Genomic DNA, 17301 nt, shown 5'->3' on the forward strand with positions numbered 1-17301 from the left:
GAAACAGGAGTTTTCCATGCAAGCAAACACCGTCTCCACTCCCATCCAGCCAGCCGGGAAAGTACTGCAAATCAGCCTCTGGAGCGTTCAAACGCTGATATTCGCCGCCTTCACCCTGTTCGGTTTTCAGAAACTCTTCATGCCCGCCGAGGCGTTGGCAGCTATGTGGCAGACGCAATGGCCAGTCGAACATCCAACGCTATTGCGCTTTACCGGATTGATCGATGTAGCGGGTGGGATCGGCATCCTCTTGCCTGCTCTTACCCGCATCCAGCCGCGCCTCACCGTGCTTGCGGCGCTGGGCTGCACAATATTGCAAATCTGCGCAATCATCTTCCATGCCATGCGGGGTGAGTTTGCCGCCCTGCCGCTCAACTTCATCCTGCTTCCCCTCGTGACCTTCATCCTGTGGGGCCGCGGCAAGCGGGCGCCCGTCGCACCGCGTCGATAAAGGCCTGTGCCTGAAAGGGAGCAATCCCCCAAGCGATGTCATCATCCCAACTACCCTCGCGTTTCCCCGGAGTTCTGCCCGAAACTTTACTACAGCCCCGGCGTTTGCTCGCTTGCCTCGCACGTTGTTCTCGCGAAGCCGGACTGCCCTTTACGCCCGTGCCTGCACCCAGAATTGAGCGGATGAGCATGGAGTGTTACCAAGCGCTCCGTGAGCATATCAGACGCGAGAGCGGCAGCCTTGATTTCACGCAGGCGCTGTCGCAGCTGCAACGCCGTGACCCCGTGCACACCCGCCATGGCGCAGTTCCAAGAAGCGCCTTCAGCGGCAAGCTGCTCATAGATGACCGTGACCGTTGTCCGCGACACATGCAGTTCATTCGCCAGGCTGCGTGAGGATGGCAGCTGGCTTCCCGCTTCGTAGACGCGACGGAGAATCTGATGCTTGAGCGCTTCAAAAATCCGGCGCGCACCCGTCTTGGGCGCGCGCCCGGTCGCCACTTGCTTTTCCGACTGGACTATCTCCTTTCTGCCAAACTGGATGTTTCTTACCGGCCAGTATGATGCCAATCTGGGCCAAAGCAAAGAGGATACGATCGAAGTGCGGCTGAGGGCCAGCATCCACCATGCCTTTGTAGCGGGAGCCGTGGTCGTCGCATCGCTTGTTTCGGCCGTGTTCGGAGCGCTTGCCAACAGCGGCTGCTGTCAATGGCATCTCCATGAAATTGGTAGCCGAAAAAGATCCACAGTATGGATGGTTTCAAACGTGCGATTCAAAGGCCTTGATCTAAATCTTCTCGTCGCGCTCGACGCGCTGATGACCGAACGGAATCTTACGGTGGCGGCACGCAACATCAATCTGAGTCAGCCCGCCATGAGTGCGGCCGTCGGCCGGCTAAGAGAATATTTTCGCGATGACCTGTTCACGATGAACGGCCGTGAACTTTGCCTCACACCCCGAGCCGAAGGACTCGCCCCGGCGGTGCGCGACGTTCTCCTGAAAATTCGATGTTCAATTATTTCTTGGGAGCCATTCAACCCAGCTCAATCCGACCGTCGGTTCAGGATCCTTCTTTCGGATTTCATGACGCTTGTTTTTCTTCATAGGGTCATTGCCCGTGTTGCGCGGGAAGCACCTGCCGTCAGTTTCGAGCTTCTGTCTCTCGATAGTGACCCGAACGAGCTCCTCCGGCGCGGTGAGGTTGATTTTCTCCTGCTACCGGATCTGTTTATGGCGAACTCGCATCCCGCCGCGAAGCTCTTCGACGAGAAACTCGTATGCGTGAGTTGTCCAACCAACAACGCGGCACCGCGGGAGCTCACATTCGAGCAATACATGTCGATGGGACACGTCGCAGTTATGTTCGGGCGCTCGATGAGGCCCTCGATCGAAGAATGGTACTTGCTCGAACATGGGATCAAGAGACGCGTCGAAGTCGTCATGCAAGGTTTTAGCTTGATACCACAGGTGCTGAGCGGCACAAACCGCATCGCCACTATGCCCTTACGATTGGTCAAGTATTTTGAGAAAGCGATACCCTTGCGAGTTATGAATCTTCCGCTGCCGCTTCCTGCTTTCACGGAAGCAGTTCAGTGGCCCGCACTTCATAACGGTGATCCGGCCAGTATCTGGATGCGTCAGATATTGATCGAGGAGGCGTCACGCATGGCGGTTCCGGATAATGCATAGGAGAGCCTGCCTTCACATGCTGGCCAGCAAGATCTGTACTTTTTCGTCGGTACTGATGCGGTGAGACCGCAACATAGGGCATTCAAGTTTCGATATGGCTACACGAACTGAAACACATCATTTCCGAATGGATATCGAGGGGCTGCGTGCCCTTGCCGTTTCGGGAGTAATCGCATTTCACTTTGGCATGACCAGTGTGCCCGGCGGCTTTGTCGGTGTCGATATCTTCTTCGTCATATCTGGCTATCTCATCACCAGGCACATCCAGCTGGAAATCGAGCGAACCGGCTCGCTCGACCTCCTGCGGTTTTACGCGCGACGAGCTCGCCGGCTTCTTCCTGCATCCTGTTTCGTCATCCTGGCGACGCTCTTCTTCGGCTACTTCATTCTTTCGCCGCCCGAGCAGCAGCTCTATTCTAAGGAGTCGTTCTACGCGTCCGCCTATATGATTAATGTGTGGCTTATCAGCTGGGCCGCCGACTATTTCGCCCCGGACGCGTTTAACAATCCGTTCATCCATTTCTGGTCGCTCTCAATCGAGGAGCAATTCTATCTCGTCTGGCCGGCCCTGCTGCTCCTATTCGCTCGGCTCCGCCTCGGCAGATACGGGCTTTTCCTCCCAATGGCGCTAGTGGGCGTCATCTCCTTCGCCTTCTGCTGGCGCTATACCGCCATATCCCAACCATGGGCATTTTACTTTTCACCGCTCCGGGCGTGGGAGTTCGCCTGCGGAGGACTCGCCTCGATGATCTCTCAGGAAGCGGCCAAGCGCTTTCGGCTGACGCCCGTCTTTGGCTGGACTGGAATCGGCCTGATCGTGACGGCCTATCTCGGCATGTCAGAGGACGTGCCCTTTCCAGGACTGACTGCTCTGGTTCCGGTGGCCGGCACAGTGATGGTGCTTCTCAGCGGCACCCGGCCGGGCCCGGCGGGACCGCAAGTCCTCCTTTCGCTACCGCCGCTGCAGTGGCTCGGACGGATATCCTATTCGCTTTACCTCTGGCATTGGCCGGTGATCGTCTATTCCAGCATCTTGAAACCCGAGCTCACTATCTTCGAACGGTTCCTGTGCCTCGCGCTGATCCTAGGCCTTTCAGTCTTCAGCTACTGCTTGGTCGAAAACCCGATGCGGAGGAACCCCTGGCTGTTGGCAAGGACGAGCCGCTCCCTCGGTTTTGCCGCGCTTCTGACCGCGTGTGGTGCAGCGGCAGCCTATGGAAGCGCACAGGTGGCCAATCACAACATCGATCCCCAGCAGAATCTTATCCTCCGAAGCGCTGAGCTCGATTCGTCCGCCCGGCAGTTCGACGATGGCTGTCTTCTCAACGCCCAACAGGTGCAGCCCAAACCCTGTGAATTCGGCGCCAAAAACCCCGGCAAGACGATCGTTCTCTTCGGGGATTCACATGCCGACCACTGGTCGACGCCGCTGATCAGCATCGCCAAAAGTAACCAGTGGCAGCTCGTTACCTATCTGAAATCTTCCTGCCCAGCGGCGGACATCACGATCTGGAATTCGATGCTCATGCGGAATTACGAGGAATGCGATCGATGGCGGCAGCTCGCGATGCGTGAGATTGCCACACGCAAGCCCGACATGGTGATCATTTCGGAATATTCCTCGTCCTACGTCAAGAATGACGCCAACGTCATATCTGCCCACCAGATCGACGCCGCCACATGGGCTCGGGGGCTCCGCAGGACCGTGGACGCCCTGGGAAGCTTTGTCACAAAGATCGCCGTGCTCCGGGATGGGCCCGTGCACAAGACCTATCTCGACAAATGCGTCGCGCGCGCGCTCTGGCAAAAAAGGGCGCCCGAGACCTGTGACACGCCGCGCAGCGGGGCGATGGAAGAGACGATCCCGGACGCGGAAAGGAAGGCCATTTCGGATATCGGGAATGTTTCTTACGTCGACATCACCGACCTATTCTGCAACAGAACGACCTGCCCCGCCATGATTGGCGGCAAGCTGACTTTCCGCGACCGCCACCACATCGCGACCCCTTTTGCGGCGACGCTTGCCGCGCCGCTTCAGCGGGCGCTCTTTGGAACTATGAATGCCGGCACACCGACCAACTGAGGCAGGGGACACGCAGGCTGCGGTCGAGAATTTTTGCTGCGGGTGCTGGCCGCCGTTGTTGGGGCGGGTGGCATTAGCTGCTGTGTCACATATCAGAAGGTCGATGCAGACCTCTTGAGCTGGCATGAGGCCAATCCGCGTCGGAGGTTGCATGCCGTATTTCCGTAATCGATACCACGTCGAGATACTTGCGTGGATTGCCGTCTATGTGGTGGTCACCGCGCTTGCGGTGGAGTTCGATGCGCATGAGGCGCTCGATCGGCTCTTCCTCTCGCATGAGGCTTACCAGCTCGACGACGTATTTTCTGCGCTGACCGTCGCTGGCGTTCTTGGTTTCGCCTATTCGATTTTGCGTTTGAAGGATCTGAGGGTCGAGGCCAAACGACGCAGCGACGCGGAGCGAAAGATAAACTGGTCCGTCTTCCATGACGGCCTGACAGGGCTTCCCAACCGGCGGATGCTCGACATCGAAATTGCACGTCTCGCGGCGACGACACCTGATGACCGTAAGCGCATCGCGTTCAACGGAGCGGGCGCGGGCGGCTGAACAGGAACGTCGGCGCGCGGAGGATATGGCGCAGGCGACCTCAGGCCTTGCGAAAGGTCTGAAGCATATGTCTGTGACTTCTAATGTAAATGCAACAAGGGCTTAAAGGCTACTACAGGGCAGGGAGATCAGCCCCCGATCCGACCGGCTGGGCCGGGTTGAAAGGGCGGAGCGGGGGCGGGTGATGACGCACCCCTTCGGCTTTAGCTTTCTCACTAGCAATTGTTCTTTTACCGCTCGATACTCGCTGGGACTTGCATGGCGCAGTTGGGGATCAAAGCCGCACGATGCTTCCGGAAATCAACCTGCAAGGTGACGTCGACATCGCCGCGCTGTCACCACTTCTTCGCGGCATGCTTCTTTCGGTTGCCTATGCTGACGGTGAGGGTGGCATAGGATTGACGGCGACCGGCGCCATGAACCGCAAGTTCGTGCATTGGGCCGCTGTGCACTTCCTCTGGCCAGGATTCACAGCCGAGGACCTCTACAGCATGAACAAGGTGCTCAATGAAAGCGACATGCCGCCGCTTTGGGTCGTGCGCGACATGGCCCGTCATCTGAAGCTTCTTCGCGGGAAAAAGGATGTGCTGCTGCCAACCAGACGCGGCCGGGAGTTTTTGGTGAACCCGCAAGCCTTCTTCGATCTGGTCGCCACGGATTATCTCTATTCCTATGTCCACGCCACCGAGCGGGAAGAGGAGGTCCGAGCGCGGTTACGCTGGTGGCGCATGTTCCTCAATCTTCTCAATATCAAGGCCAGAGAAGGTTGCACGCCAATGGACGTTGTGAAAATCCTCTATCCAGACCTGGCGCCTTTGTCGGACACCGAAATGACCATAGGAGCCTGGGAGTTGAAATCCGATCTTCAGTATGGCGTCTTCCAACGCTTATGCTGGCTCGGCTTGCTCTACGAGGCACGAGAGGGGCTCACTCTTCTGCAGGATGGATCCTTCCACAAGACGCCACTTTGGGCAGCTTGCCTGCAGTTGGAATCGGATACGCAAAGCGATATCGGCGTGCATTGACGATCTCTATTCTGCCGCTGGCTGCCTAATAACACTTTCTCTCGCCGCGCAATCACCGCAGGATCATTCATGAAATCCGTCCTCCGCCCCGGCTTGCCGTCATTTGTTCACTTCACGCCTGAACACTTCAGCTGGGGTGCGGAACCCAAGGCATTTTCTCGGCGTACTGTTCAACCGATCGATCAGTGATCGTATCGATTCATCAGGAACGGACAGGACAGCAGTATCCCTCGGCAGGTAACGCCGAATCCGCCGATTCATGTTCTCAACGGAGCCTTTTTGCCAGGGCGCAGACGGATCGCAGAACCATGCATCGGTTCCCATTCCTTGCTTCAGTCGCCGCCAGGAGACGAATTCAAATCCGCGATCAAACGTCAAACTTTGCCGGGCATGCCTGGGCAGGGGGCTGAGCACGTTGATGAGCCGCTCCATGATCGGCTTGGACTGCCGGTCGTTGTTCTTGAACAGCATGGTGAACCGGCTCATCCGCTCGACAACCGTTGCCACATTGGCATTGCCCTGAACCCTTTCGAAGATCATCAGATCGGCTTCCCAGTGACCGAATTCCTTGCGATCGTTGATGGCTTCCGGCCGATGTTTGATCGAACGCTCATCTGGAAAGACCGGGTTCTGCGGTTTGCGAGCATATCTCGGCCGGCGCTTTCTCCGCCGTTCCGGAAGAAGCCGCGCCAGTTGCTGCCGTTGTCCTTCCGGTGAATAGACATATCGGTAGATCGTCTCGTGACAGACGCTTGCCTTGGCCGCTGGTTCGATCTTCAGTCGTCCAGCAATCTGTTCCGGCGACCAGCCGGATTCCAACTTTCCGATCACTTCGTTCCGCAGATCCTCGCGACGAAAGAGCTTGCCGATCCGCCGGCGCCTGTCGCGCGCCATGTCGTTGGCGGTCATCGCCCAGTAGCCCTCGGCATCGGGGAATTCCTGATCGTGCCAGTAGTTGCGTTTGATCTCCCGGGAGATGGTCGCGCGGTCCCGGCCGAGGCGTCTGGCGATCTCAGACTGGCTAAACTTCTGATCCAACATCCTGGAAATCGATCGGCGTTCGTCAAAACTCAAATGCGAAAAGGTACGGATCAAACCATGGCTCCCGAAAAGCAGGCAGCTTAGCGCCTTTGTTGCAGTTCGAGATAGAATGTGCCGTCGAATGGTGATTTGACATTCCGCCTGAGCGAGCCTTTTGCTGGAGACTTCGAAACGCTTCGGTCCGATTTCAACGCAGCTGTGGACCAACTTGCCGAAAGTCTTCGCGCTGTCTCCGAAGCTACAAGTTCAATAGACAATGGCGCGCGCGAGATCAGCGAGAGTGCGTCGGATCTGTCAAAGCGCACGGAGCAACAAGCCGCGTCGCTGGAGGAAACCGCAGCCGCGCTGGACGAAATTACGACCAATGTGGCCAATTCTTCAAAGCGAACTGAAGAAGCGCGCCACGTCGCGGCAGAAGCGAACAAGTCGGCGCGCCATTCCGGCGAGGTCGTTTCCAATGCCGTGAACGCCATGCAGCGGATCGAGCAGTCGTCGCAGCAGATTTCCAGCATCATCGGCGTGATCGACGAAATTGCTTTCCAGACGAACCTCCTCGCTCTGAACGCTGGCGTCGAGGCTGCCCGAGCGGGAGAGGCTGGCAAAGGGTTCGCGGTCGTTGCTCAGGAGGTCCGCGAACTCGCTCAGCGGTCGGCGCAGGCCGCGAAGGAAATCAAAGATCTAATTCGCAATTCGGTCGATGAGGTTAGCACGGGCGTCACGCTTGTGCGAGAAACCGGCCAGGTTCTGAAAGTGATCGAGGAGCAAGTCGCCTCGATCAACAGCCAGCTCGACGCTATTGCAACGTCGGCAAAGGAACAATCGGTCGGTCTTGCCGAGGTGAATACTGCGGTCAACCAGATGGATCAGGTTACTCAACAAAATGCTGCAATGGTCGAGGAGTCGACTGCGGCAAGCAGTTCGCTGGCAGGCGAAGTCAACCGGCTGAGAAGCATCGTCGGCGAATTTCGCATCGAGCTTGGTGCCGCAAGGGCCGTCAATCGGAGCCCGGAACCAGCGCGAGCCGACCATGTTCCTTTTTCTTCGCCCGCCCGTCGGATGCTCTCCAAGGTCGCTGGTGCCGTCGGTTTCGGGGCTGCCGCGCAAGTCGGAAGCTGGGAGGAGTTTTGATGAGCCCAAGCTGGCCAATTCCCGAGCGGCTCTTCCCGTATCCTTCAAGGGAAATGTCGACGTCAAACATTCTGGTCTTTCCCCATCGCGGTGCAAAGGATCACCATTCTGCGGATGCAGCGGAGGCGAAAGCCGATGAGAGCACCAATGATCTCACGGGTTGCCTAATGCAGTTGCGACATCGTCTTGCTGCTATCACCACAACGCTTGAGGCTATTGTTACCGAAACCTTGGAGAATCGAGCGCCATAGAACGGGGATCTTTAAACTCAAAAGCAGCCTTAGACAAAATCAGACTGCGGGTTCAGCAACCGTTTTAAGCAGTCTTCTAACCCAAGGAACGACATTAGATGTTCGGTCATGCCAGCAAGACCCTTATGCAAACGAATTCGCTCGATCTGATCACGGCGAACGTCATGATCGCTGACGCAAGTCTCAACATTCGGTACATGAACAACGCCGTTAAGGAATTGCTCAGGGAGGCGGAAGCGGACCTGAAGAAAGAGCTTCCCCGTTTCGATTTCGCCAAGCTTATCGGCAGCAACATCGACATCTTCCACAAGAATCTGTCGCATCAACGCAACATGCTCGCCGCGCTCAAGTCACAGCACAGGGCAACGATCTGGATCGGCCATCGGGCCTTCGACCTCATCGTGACCCCGTTGCGCTCCGGCAGCAAAATAACCGGTTTTGCCGTCGAGTGGGCGGACGCGAAAGAGCGGTTGCAAAACATGGACTACCAGGGACAGATGACCGCAATCAGTCGCTCCCAGGGTGTGATAGAGTTCACGACCGAAGGCGAAATAGTGACCGCTAACGAGAACTTTCTCAAGGCCATCGGTTACCGTTTGGATGAGATCAAGGGCCGGCCGCACAGTATGCTGGTCGATCCGGCCTATGCGCAGTCGCCGGAGTATAGCGAGTTTTGGGCAGCACTGCGCAGGGGCGAAGTCCAGTCGGCGGAGTTCACCCGCTACGGCAAGAATGGCAAGATCGTTGTTATTAATGCCGCCTACAATCCGATCCTCGACACGAAGGGAAAAATTACCAAGGTGGTAAAGTTCGCGACTGATGTCACTGAGCGCGTGCATGCGGTAACCACGATCGGCGCTGCGTTGACGAAATTGGCGCAAGGCGACCTATCCTTCAGCCTCGACGAGCCTTTCACAGCAGACTTCGAAGACCTGAGGCGCACGATGAATGAGGCGCTCAGCCAAATGCGAAATGCGCTGAGTGCTGTGGCGCATTCGACGGACCAGATCGACGTAGGTACGCGCGAGATCAGTCAGAGCGCAGAGGACCTGTCCCGCCGCACCGAACAACAGTCCGCCTCGCTCGAGGAGACGGCGGCAGCGCTTGACGAAATCACCCTCAACGTCACGAATGCAGCCCGACGGGCGGACGAGGCCCGACATGCTGCAGCGACCGCAAGCGGCAATTCCGAGCGCTCAGGTCAGGTCGTTGCCGATGCTGTTGCAGCCATGTCGCGCATCGAAACTTCATCAAACCAGATCTCGAACATCATCGGCGTGATCGATGAGATCGCCTTCCAGACAAACCTCCTGGCGCTCAACGCCGGTGTCGAGGCCGCACGCGCCGGCGAGGCCGGCAAGGGTTTTGCCGTTGTCGCGCAGGAAGTCCGTGAGCTGGCGCAGCGGTCTGCTCAGGCCGCCAAGGAGATCAAGGGCCTGATCCGCAATTCGAGCGAGGAGGTCAGCACCGGCGTCAAGCTGGTCAGCGAGACCGGGAATTCCCTGCGCACCATCCAGGACAATATTGCAGCGGTGAACGACCATATGGAGGCGATCGCCAGTTCCGCCAAGGAGCAGGCCACCGGGCTTTCTGAGGTCAATTCTGCCGTCAATCAGATGGACCAGGTGACTCAACAGAATGCGGCGATGGTTGAGGAAACGAATGCCGCCGGCGCGACTCTGGCTCAGGAGACGGCGCGGCTGCGCGGCTTGGTCGAGGGTTTCCAACTCGGGCGTCGGTTCGAAGGAAAGAGCCAGAGGCAAATCGGTCTCGCCACAACGACTGACAGGCCGGTAGCGTCTCCCGCCCTCAGAATGTTAAAAAGAGTAGCGGGCGCCGTTAGAGGTCCCGCGACGGCTGCGTCAGACGGCGGGTGGGATGAGTTTTGATGGATTCGCCGGCGTGGGCTGTGCCGCAAATAGTTTGTTCCTGCTTTCGCTGATGAAGGAGCAATAGGCACGCGGCACAGAAGGACGGTGAACGAACGGCCTCGGCCTCAATCATCTAAGAGAAGCCGAGCCGCCCGGCCGGTCCTCCTCGACGCGTTGTTGTAATAGCTGGAGGCCTGCTGCACCGACCGATGCCTCGATTGCTCCATGGCCTCAGGGAGAGGGATGCCGCGGTTCGCCGCTTCGGTCAGATAGCCCGACCTCAACCCATGAGCCAAAAAATCCCCCTTGGCCAACCCCGCCATCTCCGCCCGCTGCTTCAGGATGGCATTGATCGACTGCGGATCGAGCGCGCGCCGCGACACCGTGCCCCAGCGCCCGATCGCCCGAAACACGCTGCCCGTCTCGATCCTGGCAACCGCAAGCCAGGCGTTGAGCGCCTCGACAGGTCGGCCGGTCAGATAGACCACCTCATCCTGTTCGCCATCGGACGTCTTGGTGCGGCCGAGATGAATGGCGAGAGAGGGGAGGGGAGCGCCGCCGGGCACCGCGATCGGCGGCTCGACTGTCAACTGCTCGACGCGTAGCCCGGCAACCTCGCTGCGCCGGCGGCCGCCGGAGCCGAAGGCGACCATTAGGATCGCCCGGTCCCTGACATCGCGAAGGCTGTCGGTCGCGCAGGTGGTCAGCAGTTTTGCCAGCACGTCGCCGGTAACGGCCTTGGCGCTCTTGCGTCGGCGCTGACTCGGGACGGCTCGCACGGAGAGCCGAATGGCGGATTTGAGGGCAGGGGAGGCGAAGGCACCAGAGAGGCCGCGCCATTTTGTGAGGGTCGACCAGCTGGCCAGCCGCCGGCGCACGGTATCCGGCGCATGCGGGCCAACGGACTTCAGGAACCCCTGGTGCCGAAGCTTGTCGTCGACGTCTACAGGCATCCCATGATCGGGATCGTTCGCGCGCTTTTCCGGATCCCAGAGATGATGGGCGACGAATTTGAGCAGCAGCGCTTCGGGCGCCGGCCAGGGCAAGGAGCGGCCGGTCGCGGCCAATCCCCAGGCTTCGAGATAGGCGAGGTCGGAGGTGAGAGCCCGCAGCGTATTGTCGCCCATGCCTTGGTTGACGAGATGCTTGAGCGTTTCGACATCCTGGTCGGTCAGCAGCTCGGCCCGGTGCGTACGTCGCTGCGAAAACGGCCAACTGAAAGAACAATCAGCGAACGGCTACTTTGGCCTCAGCGCCGATGCGTCCGACGGTAGCCCTATGAACGCGAAAGAGACGGGCGATTTCAGCCGCGGGGCGGCCGTCATTCAGCATGCCGATGATTTCGGAGCGCTGATCGGACGTCAGCTTCGGGCGACGACCGCCTTTTCGCCCGCGCTCCCTGGCCGCCTGTAGTCCCGCCATGGTGCGTTCACGTACGATGGCGCGCTCGAATTCGGCGAAGGAGCCGAGCATCTGCATCATCATGCGGCCTGCCGGCGTGGTCGTGTCGATTGCCTCGGTCAGTGACCGGAACCCGGCGCCAGCGGCTTCGATCTTCTCGAGGATAAGAAGCATGTCCTTGAGCGACCGGGTTAGTCGGTCAAGTTTCCAGACAACCACGATGTCGCCTTCGTCGAGTTCGCCAAGAAGCCGATAGAGTTCGGGTCGATCCCAGCGTCTTCCCGATGCTCGCTCCTCCGCAATCCGCTTGCAGCCAGCAGCTTTGAGCGCACGAAGTTGCAGACCAGGGTCCTGATCGTCTGTCTTGGAGACACGAGCATAGCCGACGAGCATTGCTGTCACATAAATCTGTTGCCAATGCTTATTGTTATGCAACAGGTTTGCGCGCGCATCAAGCTCCTGTTTCTGCTGACGCCGGGAAACCGTTGCGCAAACGAACGTTTGCGCTCGGCCGTTTTGCCCAAATCGCGTTTCTCGACGAGGGGCTTGGCAAGGCCTGCGTCCGTCTCGTCGGCCTGCACTGAAAACGAGGTCGGGAGAATGTGGCGAACCTTCAGACCGCGACTACGAAAGTGCCTCGTTGCGCCGATCCAAACCATGTGGTCCGCGCGTTCCTACTGTGTTGACGCAAACCGTCGTCAGGCAGGGAACAGCTGGTAGCGCGGTTCAGAAACTCCAAGAAACGTGGAGTTTGCCCTCCCATACATCGAGATCGTCCTGGCCGAAACTCAAGTAGCCGCCGGTCGCTTCGATCTGGAGATTGTTATTTACTAGCATCCGGAAGCCCGAGCGCAGTGAGAACGACCAGGGCGAGGGCGTTACTTCCGACAGGTCGCCGGTCAGGATCTTGCCGTCGTTGGGTCGCTCGAACTGGTATTCGCCCCCGAGTTCGGCGAAGACGAGAAACGGCTGTCCGTCTGGCAGGCGGAAGTAGCGGCTGACCTCGGTCGAGAGACAAGAACGCCATAATTGTAGCTGTCACCGGGAAGGGAGATGCTGACCGGTATGTCGAGGATGCTGCCCGAGAGGTCGTAGTCGTCACTGTTGATATGCGACCAGGTGACCGATAGCTTGGGTCGGATGTCATAGGCATCGAGCTTGTACTGACCGTGGAGCGCGATCTCGCCGGCAAGTCGCTCTGAATCCTGTTCGCCGTTCAGCGCGCTTAGTTCGATGTCGTTGTTGTAGCGCCCATAGGTCAGCGATGCGTCGATCGCCCAGTGTTTCGAGAGGCGATAGGCCGCGTAGGGACCGAAACTGAAGCCGTCGGTGTCGATGCCCAACGTGCCGTCGAAGGTATCGGTCGAACTGTCCTCCAGCGAAACGGTCATGCCGACGACGAAGTTGTCGGCGATCCGGCGATCGAGACCCATCGTCAACGAGCGGGCGAGCGTGTCGCTGTCGCGGTCATAGCGTTCGTCGGAAATGTCGGTGAACTGGAGGTCCGACCAGAAGTTCCAGAGCGAAGGCGCCGGCAGATCGCGGCCGGGTGTCAATGGCACCTGTGATCGGTCGGCACTTCGCGCGGCGGCTTCCTCGGCAGCGAGGTCCCTGCAGATCGGCAGATCGCGCCGTTCTTGGGCATCGGACGACCGCTGGTCGATACAGGTATCCGGTGTCCTGGCTGCGACCACGCGGCCGCCTCTGGTCACAGTCGGCGTACGCGGCTTGAACCCTGGAAAGACCGGCTGCGGCCCGACGTCCGGACGGCCAATCGAAGCCTGGGAAGACCGGTTGTGGTCCGACATCTGGCCGACCGTCGGGCCAGTCTATGCTCGGGAGTATCCCGCCGCGCACCTGGTTCTGGGTGTTGAGCCGGCATGGCTTTCCGCCCGAGAGGTCATAGAGCTTGTGCGTGCCTCCGTTGCCATTTGAAACAACCGGTGAAAGCGAGAGATGAAGGCCGCGTCTGGTCTTGTTCCACGTATCAACAGTTTGATTGCCTTGCGCCGCTTCAAGACCGAATGATCCGGCGCTCGTGCCCGAAAGCCAGACGGAGTTGGCAGCCCCTTTGGTGTTTCCGAGATAAGCCAAACCACCGCGAGCACTGCAATTGGCTGCATATGCCTGGTCTGACACAGCCAGCCAGGAGAAGCCGGCGATGGCGGCAGCGATAAAAGCACTGATTCCAACACGAATGGTACGCATATTTCCCCCGTTTATACGCGTGTCATCGCGACTCTCGCTTACAGACAGCTCCTACTCCCCCAAAAGGTTTTCAGAATCGACCTTTAGTTACACTCTTCCTCAATACTGAACTCGCGCCTACCCCAAGTATTCAGTGGGCGTGGCTAGCCGAGGCCTGCCGCCACAGCTGTGGGACGTGAGGCTGCTTCTCTGGCTGATTTCAGGCCGCCCCAAGGCCGGCTGTTGAGCGATGATTCATCGGAAAGTAAGTGCCGGTGCGAAGCTTTGGAATCCGCAGATCGACGGCGCCAACTCGGGTCTCCCAGTCGCGATCGCGATAGCCGTTACGCTGAGTAAGTCGAAAGTGGGTCGATCCTGATGTCATTCATTCCGGGAAGACCCGGCCCCAGTCGTCCTGCATGCTGACGATGGTCCAACCCCGTTTCGGCCCCTCGTTGAGGCCGCGGTCGAGCTTGCCAAAATGCGATTCCCGATCATAGGCGACCTCTCGAATGCCATCGTCATGGTGCACGAGCAGGCCGAAGCGCCTGCCGGAACCCGCCGTAGTCCATTCCAGCATCTGGAAGTCGCCGTCGGAATTGCCGAAGGCTGCGATCGGGCGCTTGCCGATGAACTTCTGAATGCCGACCGGCTTGCCTTCCTTATCGTCGATGAAATCGATCTCGGGTAGGCGAACGATGACAGGCGTGCCTTCCTTGACCTCGTATTTGGTCTTGATCGAGGAGCCGATGACGTTCTCCGGAGGGATTCCGTAGACTGTCTCGGTCCAGGGCCGCATGAACTCGACGCCGCCCCCGGAAACGATGAAGACCTTGAAGTCGTTGGCCCTCAGATAGTCGACGAGCTCCAGCATCGGCTGGTAGATCATCTTGGTATAAGGCTTGCCGGTCTTCGGATGTGTCGCCGTGGCGATCCAGTCGGTGGCGATTTTGGTGAACTCCTCGCCGGTCATGCCGGCATGCGTCGTGGCGACGATCTCCGTGAGACCTTTCTCGCCAGCAGCCGCCACGCCTTTTATGTCGTTTGCGATCACCGACTTGAAGGGCTCCTGGTCTTTCCATTCGGGATGATCTGCAGCCATCGTCTTGATCCGGTCAAGCGCGAAGGCGAGCTGCACATACATCGGCTGCTCGCTCCAAAGTGTTCCGTCATTGTCGAAGGTGGCGACGCGATCGGCCGGTGCGACATAGTCCGGTCCGCCCTCGGTCGTCACCGCAGTGACGAAATCGATGATGCTCTTCTTCGTCGCGCCGTCGTTCCAGGACGCAAGATCTGCCGCAAGCGCGGATGAGATGGTCAGGCTAGTCATCACGATCGCTGCGAAGGTAGCCTTGGGAAGGCAAAGGAAATGCTGAGACATGGGTTGCCTCTGGTTCAGGTCAAAGAGATGTCGCCGCCGACGAGGGGCCGGCGACGGCGGCTTTCGTCAGTTGCCAGTGGGCAGCGGTATGCTGATGCCTTCCGTGTTCAGCCGCTCCCGCACATATTGCAGTCTTTGGTACTGTGAGAGCGTGACCGGACCGGTGTAGACCTCGCTCTGCAGCTTGCGCGGCGGTTCCTTGACATAGGTTTTCATCAGCTCTTTGACGGCATCGTTGATAGTCACCAGCGTCCAGGTGCGCTCCGTGAAGTTGTTCATGAAGATGTCATAGCGTTCCTGGGGATCGGCCCAGAGGTCGAAGACCTGTGGAACGGTTGCGACATATTTGTCGGGTCCCTTCCAGCCCTGGTTAGAATCGACGGCGAGGCCGCCGGTGGCGACACCGTTGTCGCCGCGCAGGTTGAAGACGGCCTTGTAGTTTCCGACGCGGGCAGCGCCCGGTGTGAGCTCATTCTCCGTGAAGTAGAACCAGGCCTTGCGCTCCGACTTGCCGCTGCCGAACAGGACCGGCGTCATGTCATAGCTGTCGAAGACGATCGGCTTGTCCTCGCGGTCGTTTTCCGGCAGCGGCACACCGCCGACCTTGGCGAAGGTCGCCATCAGGTCGAGGCCGCCGACGATGTCGTGGTTCTTGGAATTGGCCGCGATCTTGCCGGGCATCCAGGCGATCGCCGGTACGCGGTTGCCGCCCTCGCGCACAGTGCCCTTGGTTCCGCGGAACGGCGTGTAACCGGCATCGGGATAGACATCCTGCCAGGCGCCGTTATCGGTGGTGTAGAAGACCAGCGTGTTCTGGTCGAACTTCAGCTCACGCAGCTTGTCCATGATGTGACCGATGCGTGAGTCGAGTTCGACGACGCTGTCGGCATATTTGCTCTTCGACAGAGACTTGTGCTCGTATTCGGGCGCCGGCAGGTTGGGCTGGTGCACCTTCATGAAGTTGACATTGATGAAGAACGGGGTGTCGGGCTTTTTCGCCGCTTCGTCGAGGAACTCCAGTGCCGCCTTCTCGACATAACCGTCGAAATAGGGGATGCCGACGACGCCCTTGGCGGGCGTGTCGACGTACTGTCCGTTGATCTTGAAGTCTTCCTTGGCGGGCTCGCCGGCCTTGCCGGAGAGCGAGCCCTTGGTCACTTCCGTGAACATCTTTCTCAGCTCCGGATCCATGTCCGGGAACCAGGTCGGGTCGGCATAGGTGTAGGCATTGAGGTGATAGAGGCCGACATATTTCATCTCGTCGTAGCCCTGCGCGTTCGGAAGCGCGTAGTCGGCTTCGCCGAGGTGCCACTTGCCGGTGAAATAGGTGTCGTAACCGCCCTGTTTCAAGACGGAAGCGAGCGTCCATTCCGCTGCGGGCAGACCGCCGCCTTGCCCTTGGAAGGCCACGGTCGTCATGCCGCTGCGGTTGAGGATCCGACCGGTCTGCATGGCGGCCCGACCGGGCGTGCAGCTCGGCTGGGCGTAGAACGAGAAGAAAGTCATGCCCTCATTGGCCAGCCGGTCGATGTTGGGCGTCGGCATGCCGCGCCCTTCGCCCCCACCATAGGGGCCGAGGTCGCCATAGCCGGTATCGTCCGAAACGATGAACAGGATATTCGGTTTTGATTGCGCATCCTGCGCAAGTGCTGTCGCGCTCGCGAGCGAAATCGCCCCGCAAGCGAGAAGCAGTCTGGCTGCCGTCCGTCTTAGCATCGTCAATCTCCGTGGTTGGATGGCCGGGTTTATCCCGACCCGTCATCTGTGCGCGGTCCAGCCTCGATCAGGTCGAGGATCTCCTCTCCGAGCTCATTCAGGATTTGGCGGTAGTCACTTGCCTTGGCCGGATCCTCCTTCCATGTATCGAGGGCGCGACACGCCGTGGCGTAGGCCTCGCAGAGAGACTTGAATTCCGGCATCGCCGCATAGAGTCGTCGGACCGCCAGCTCGTGTCTTGGGAAACGTCCGATGACAAAAGCCACGTCCGGCATCACCTGCCCCCCGGATTTGATCGTCACGGACGTGAGTGTGGCCGTCGCACTCCGTCACAAACAAGGTGCGAACAGGTACGAACAGGTGATTCGCCTGCCTACTTCGACTTCTCGGCGCTTCCGGTCTGGCTCGAGTTGGAATACACTGCGCCCGCAACGGGAGATTGAGAGGGGCGTCTCTTGCGCGGCAGCTTCAAGCTTTTCCAGATAGCATCTGCGCGGCAAACGGGACCAGGAACTACGGCTCCGGGCAGC

General features: G+C 59.1%; 13 protein-coding genes and 3 pseudogenes. 7 read left to right on the top strand and 9 right to left on the bottom strand.

What is annotated here, in order from left to right:
• Window positions 1-16 precede the first annotated feature (16 nt).
• Complete coding sequence (locus ACK9YZ_RS34070) at window positions 17-451, top strand: DoxX family protein (RefSeq protein ID WP_416068504.1); 435 nt, start codon at window positions 17-19, stop codon at window positions 449-451.
• An 89-nt stretch (window positions 452-540) separates the two neighbouring features.
• On the opposite strand, the gene ACK9YZ_RS34075 is transcribed toward ACK9YZ_RS34070, so the two are convergent.
• The gene (locus ACK9YZ_RS34075; protein ID WP_416068505.1) at window positions 541-1071 is read right to left on the bottom strand and encodes a GntR family transcriptional regulator; all 531 of its coding nucleotides are present in this window, start codon (window positions 1069-1071) and stop codon (window positions 541-543) included.
• Window positions 1072-1216: 145 nt separating this feature from the next.
• Here ACK9YZ_RS34075 and ACK9YZ_RS34080 point away from each other — a divergent pair, with 145 nt between their 5' ends.
• The 4 genes from ACK9YZ_RS34080 to ACK9YZ_RS34095 all read left to right on the top strand — a co-directional run bounded on the left by ACK9YZ_RS34080 (window position 1217) and on the right by ACK9YZ_RS34095 (window position 5795).
• The gene (locus ACK9YZ_RS34080) at window positions 1217-2140 is read left to right on the top strand and encodes a LysR family transcriptional regulator (RefSeq protein WP_416068778.1); all 924 of its coding nucleotides are present in this window, start codon (window positions 1217-1219) and stop codon (window positions 2138-2140) included.
• Window positions 2141-2234: 94 nt separating this feature from the next.
• Entirely contained in the window at window positions 2235-4223 is a 1989-nt protein-coding gene (locus ACK9YZ_RS34085) for an acyltransferase family protein (protein WP_416068506.1), read from the top strand.
• A gap of 151 nt (window positions 4224-4374) precedes the next feature.
• Window positions 4375-4770: a hypothetical protein gene (locus ACK9YZ_RS34090; protein ID WP_416068507.1), complete on the top strand. Its 396-nt coding sequence runs from the start codon at window positions 4375-4377 to the stop codon at window positions 4768-4770.
• A 287-nt stretch (window positions 4771-5057) separates the two neighbouring features.
• Window positions 5058-5795 carry a hypothetical protein gene (locus tag ACK9YZ_RS34095; protein ID WP_416068508.1) on the top strand — a complete coding sequence of 246 codons (738 nt, stop codon included), beginning with the start codon at window positions 5058-5060 and terminating at the stop codon, window positions 5793-5795.
• Between the two features lie 99 nt (window positions 5796-5894).
• Here the strand turns inward: ACK9YZ_RS34095 and ACK9YZ_RS34100 are convergent, their stop codons facing one another.
• Window positions 5895-6890, bottom strand: a complete 996-nt coding sequence (locus ACK9YZ_RS34100; protein ID WP_210633345.1) for an IS30 family transposase — start codon at window positions 6888-6890, stop codon at window positions 5895-5897.
• A gap of 63 nt (window positions 6891-6953) precedes the next feature.
• Here ACK9YZ_RS34100 and ACK9YZ_RS34105 point away from each other — a divergent pair.
• Both ACK9YZ_RS34105 and ACK9YZ_RS34110 read left to right on the top strand, forming a co-directional pair.
• A pseudogene (locus tag ACK9YZ_RS34105) lies at window positions 6954-7964 on the top strand (methyl-accepting chemotaxis protein); the annotation flags it as partial.
• A gap of 376 nt (window positions 7965-8340) precedes the next feature.
• Window positions 8341-10104, top strand: a complete 1764-nt coding sequence (locus tag ACK9YZ_RS34110) for a methyl-accepting chemotaxis protein (protein WP_416068509.1) — start codon at window positions 8341-8343, stop codon at window positions 10102-10104.
• A 107-nt stretch (window positions 10105-10211) separates the two neighbouring features.
• On the opposite strand, the pseudogene ACK9YZ_RS34115 reads toward ACK9YZ_RS34110, so the two are convergent.
• The 7 genes and pseudogenes from ACK9YZ_RS34115 to ACK9YZ_RS34145 form a co-directional block, all read right to left on the bottom strand.
• Window positions 10212-11288: pseudogene (locus ACK9YZ_RS34115) on the bottom strand (site-specific integrase); the annotation flags it as partial.
• A 25-nt stretch (window positions 11289-11313) separates the two neighbouring features.
• Window positions 11314-11880 (bottom strand): recombinase family protein, encoded by a 567-nt coding sequence (locus ACK9YZ_RS34120; RefSeq protein WP_416068779.1) that lies wholly within the window; start codon window positions 11878-11880, stop codon window positions 11314-11316.
• A 506-nt stretch (window positions 11881-12386) separates the two neighbouring features.
• The gene (locus ACK9YZ_RS34125) at window positions 12387-13295 is read right to left on the bottom strand and encodes an autotransporter outer membrane beta-barrel domain-containing protein (protein ID WP_416068510.1); all 909 of its coding nucleotides are present in this window, start codon (window positions 13293-13295) and stop codon (window positions 12387-12389) included.
• Between the two features lie 638 nt (window positions 13296-13933).
• Window positions 13934-14035, bottom strand: a pseudogene (locus tag ACK9YZ_RS34130) (transposase); the annotation flags it as partial.
• Window positions 14036-14059: 24 nt separating this feature from the next.
• Window positions 14060-15055, bottom strand: a complete 996-nt coding sequence (locus ACK9YZ_RS34135; protein WP_416068511.1) for an HAD family hydrolase — start codon at window positions 15053-15055, stop codon at window positions 14060-14062.
• Between the two features lie 66 nt (window positions 15056-15121).
• The gene (locus ACK9YZ_RS34140) at window positions 15122-16771 is read right to left on the bottom strand and encodes an arylsulfatase (RefSeq protein WP_416068512.1); all 1650 of its coding nucleotides are present in this window, start codon (window positions 16769-16771) and stop codon (window positions 15122-15124) included.
• Window positions 16772-16800: 29 nt separating this feature from the next.
• Complete coding sequence (locus tag ACK9YZ_RS34145) at window positions 16801-17046, bottom strand: hypothetical protein (RefSeq protein WP_416068513.1); 246 nt, start codon at window positions 17044-17046, stop codon at window positions 16801-16803.
• Between the last annotated feature and the right edge of the window lie 255 nt (window positions 17047-17301).

Source organism: Rhizobium sp. ZK1 (genome assembly GCF_047782645.1).
Classification (GTDB): domain Bacteria; phylum Pseudomonadota; class Alphaproteobacteria; order Rhizobiales; family Rhizobiaceae; genus Rhizobium.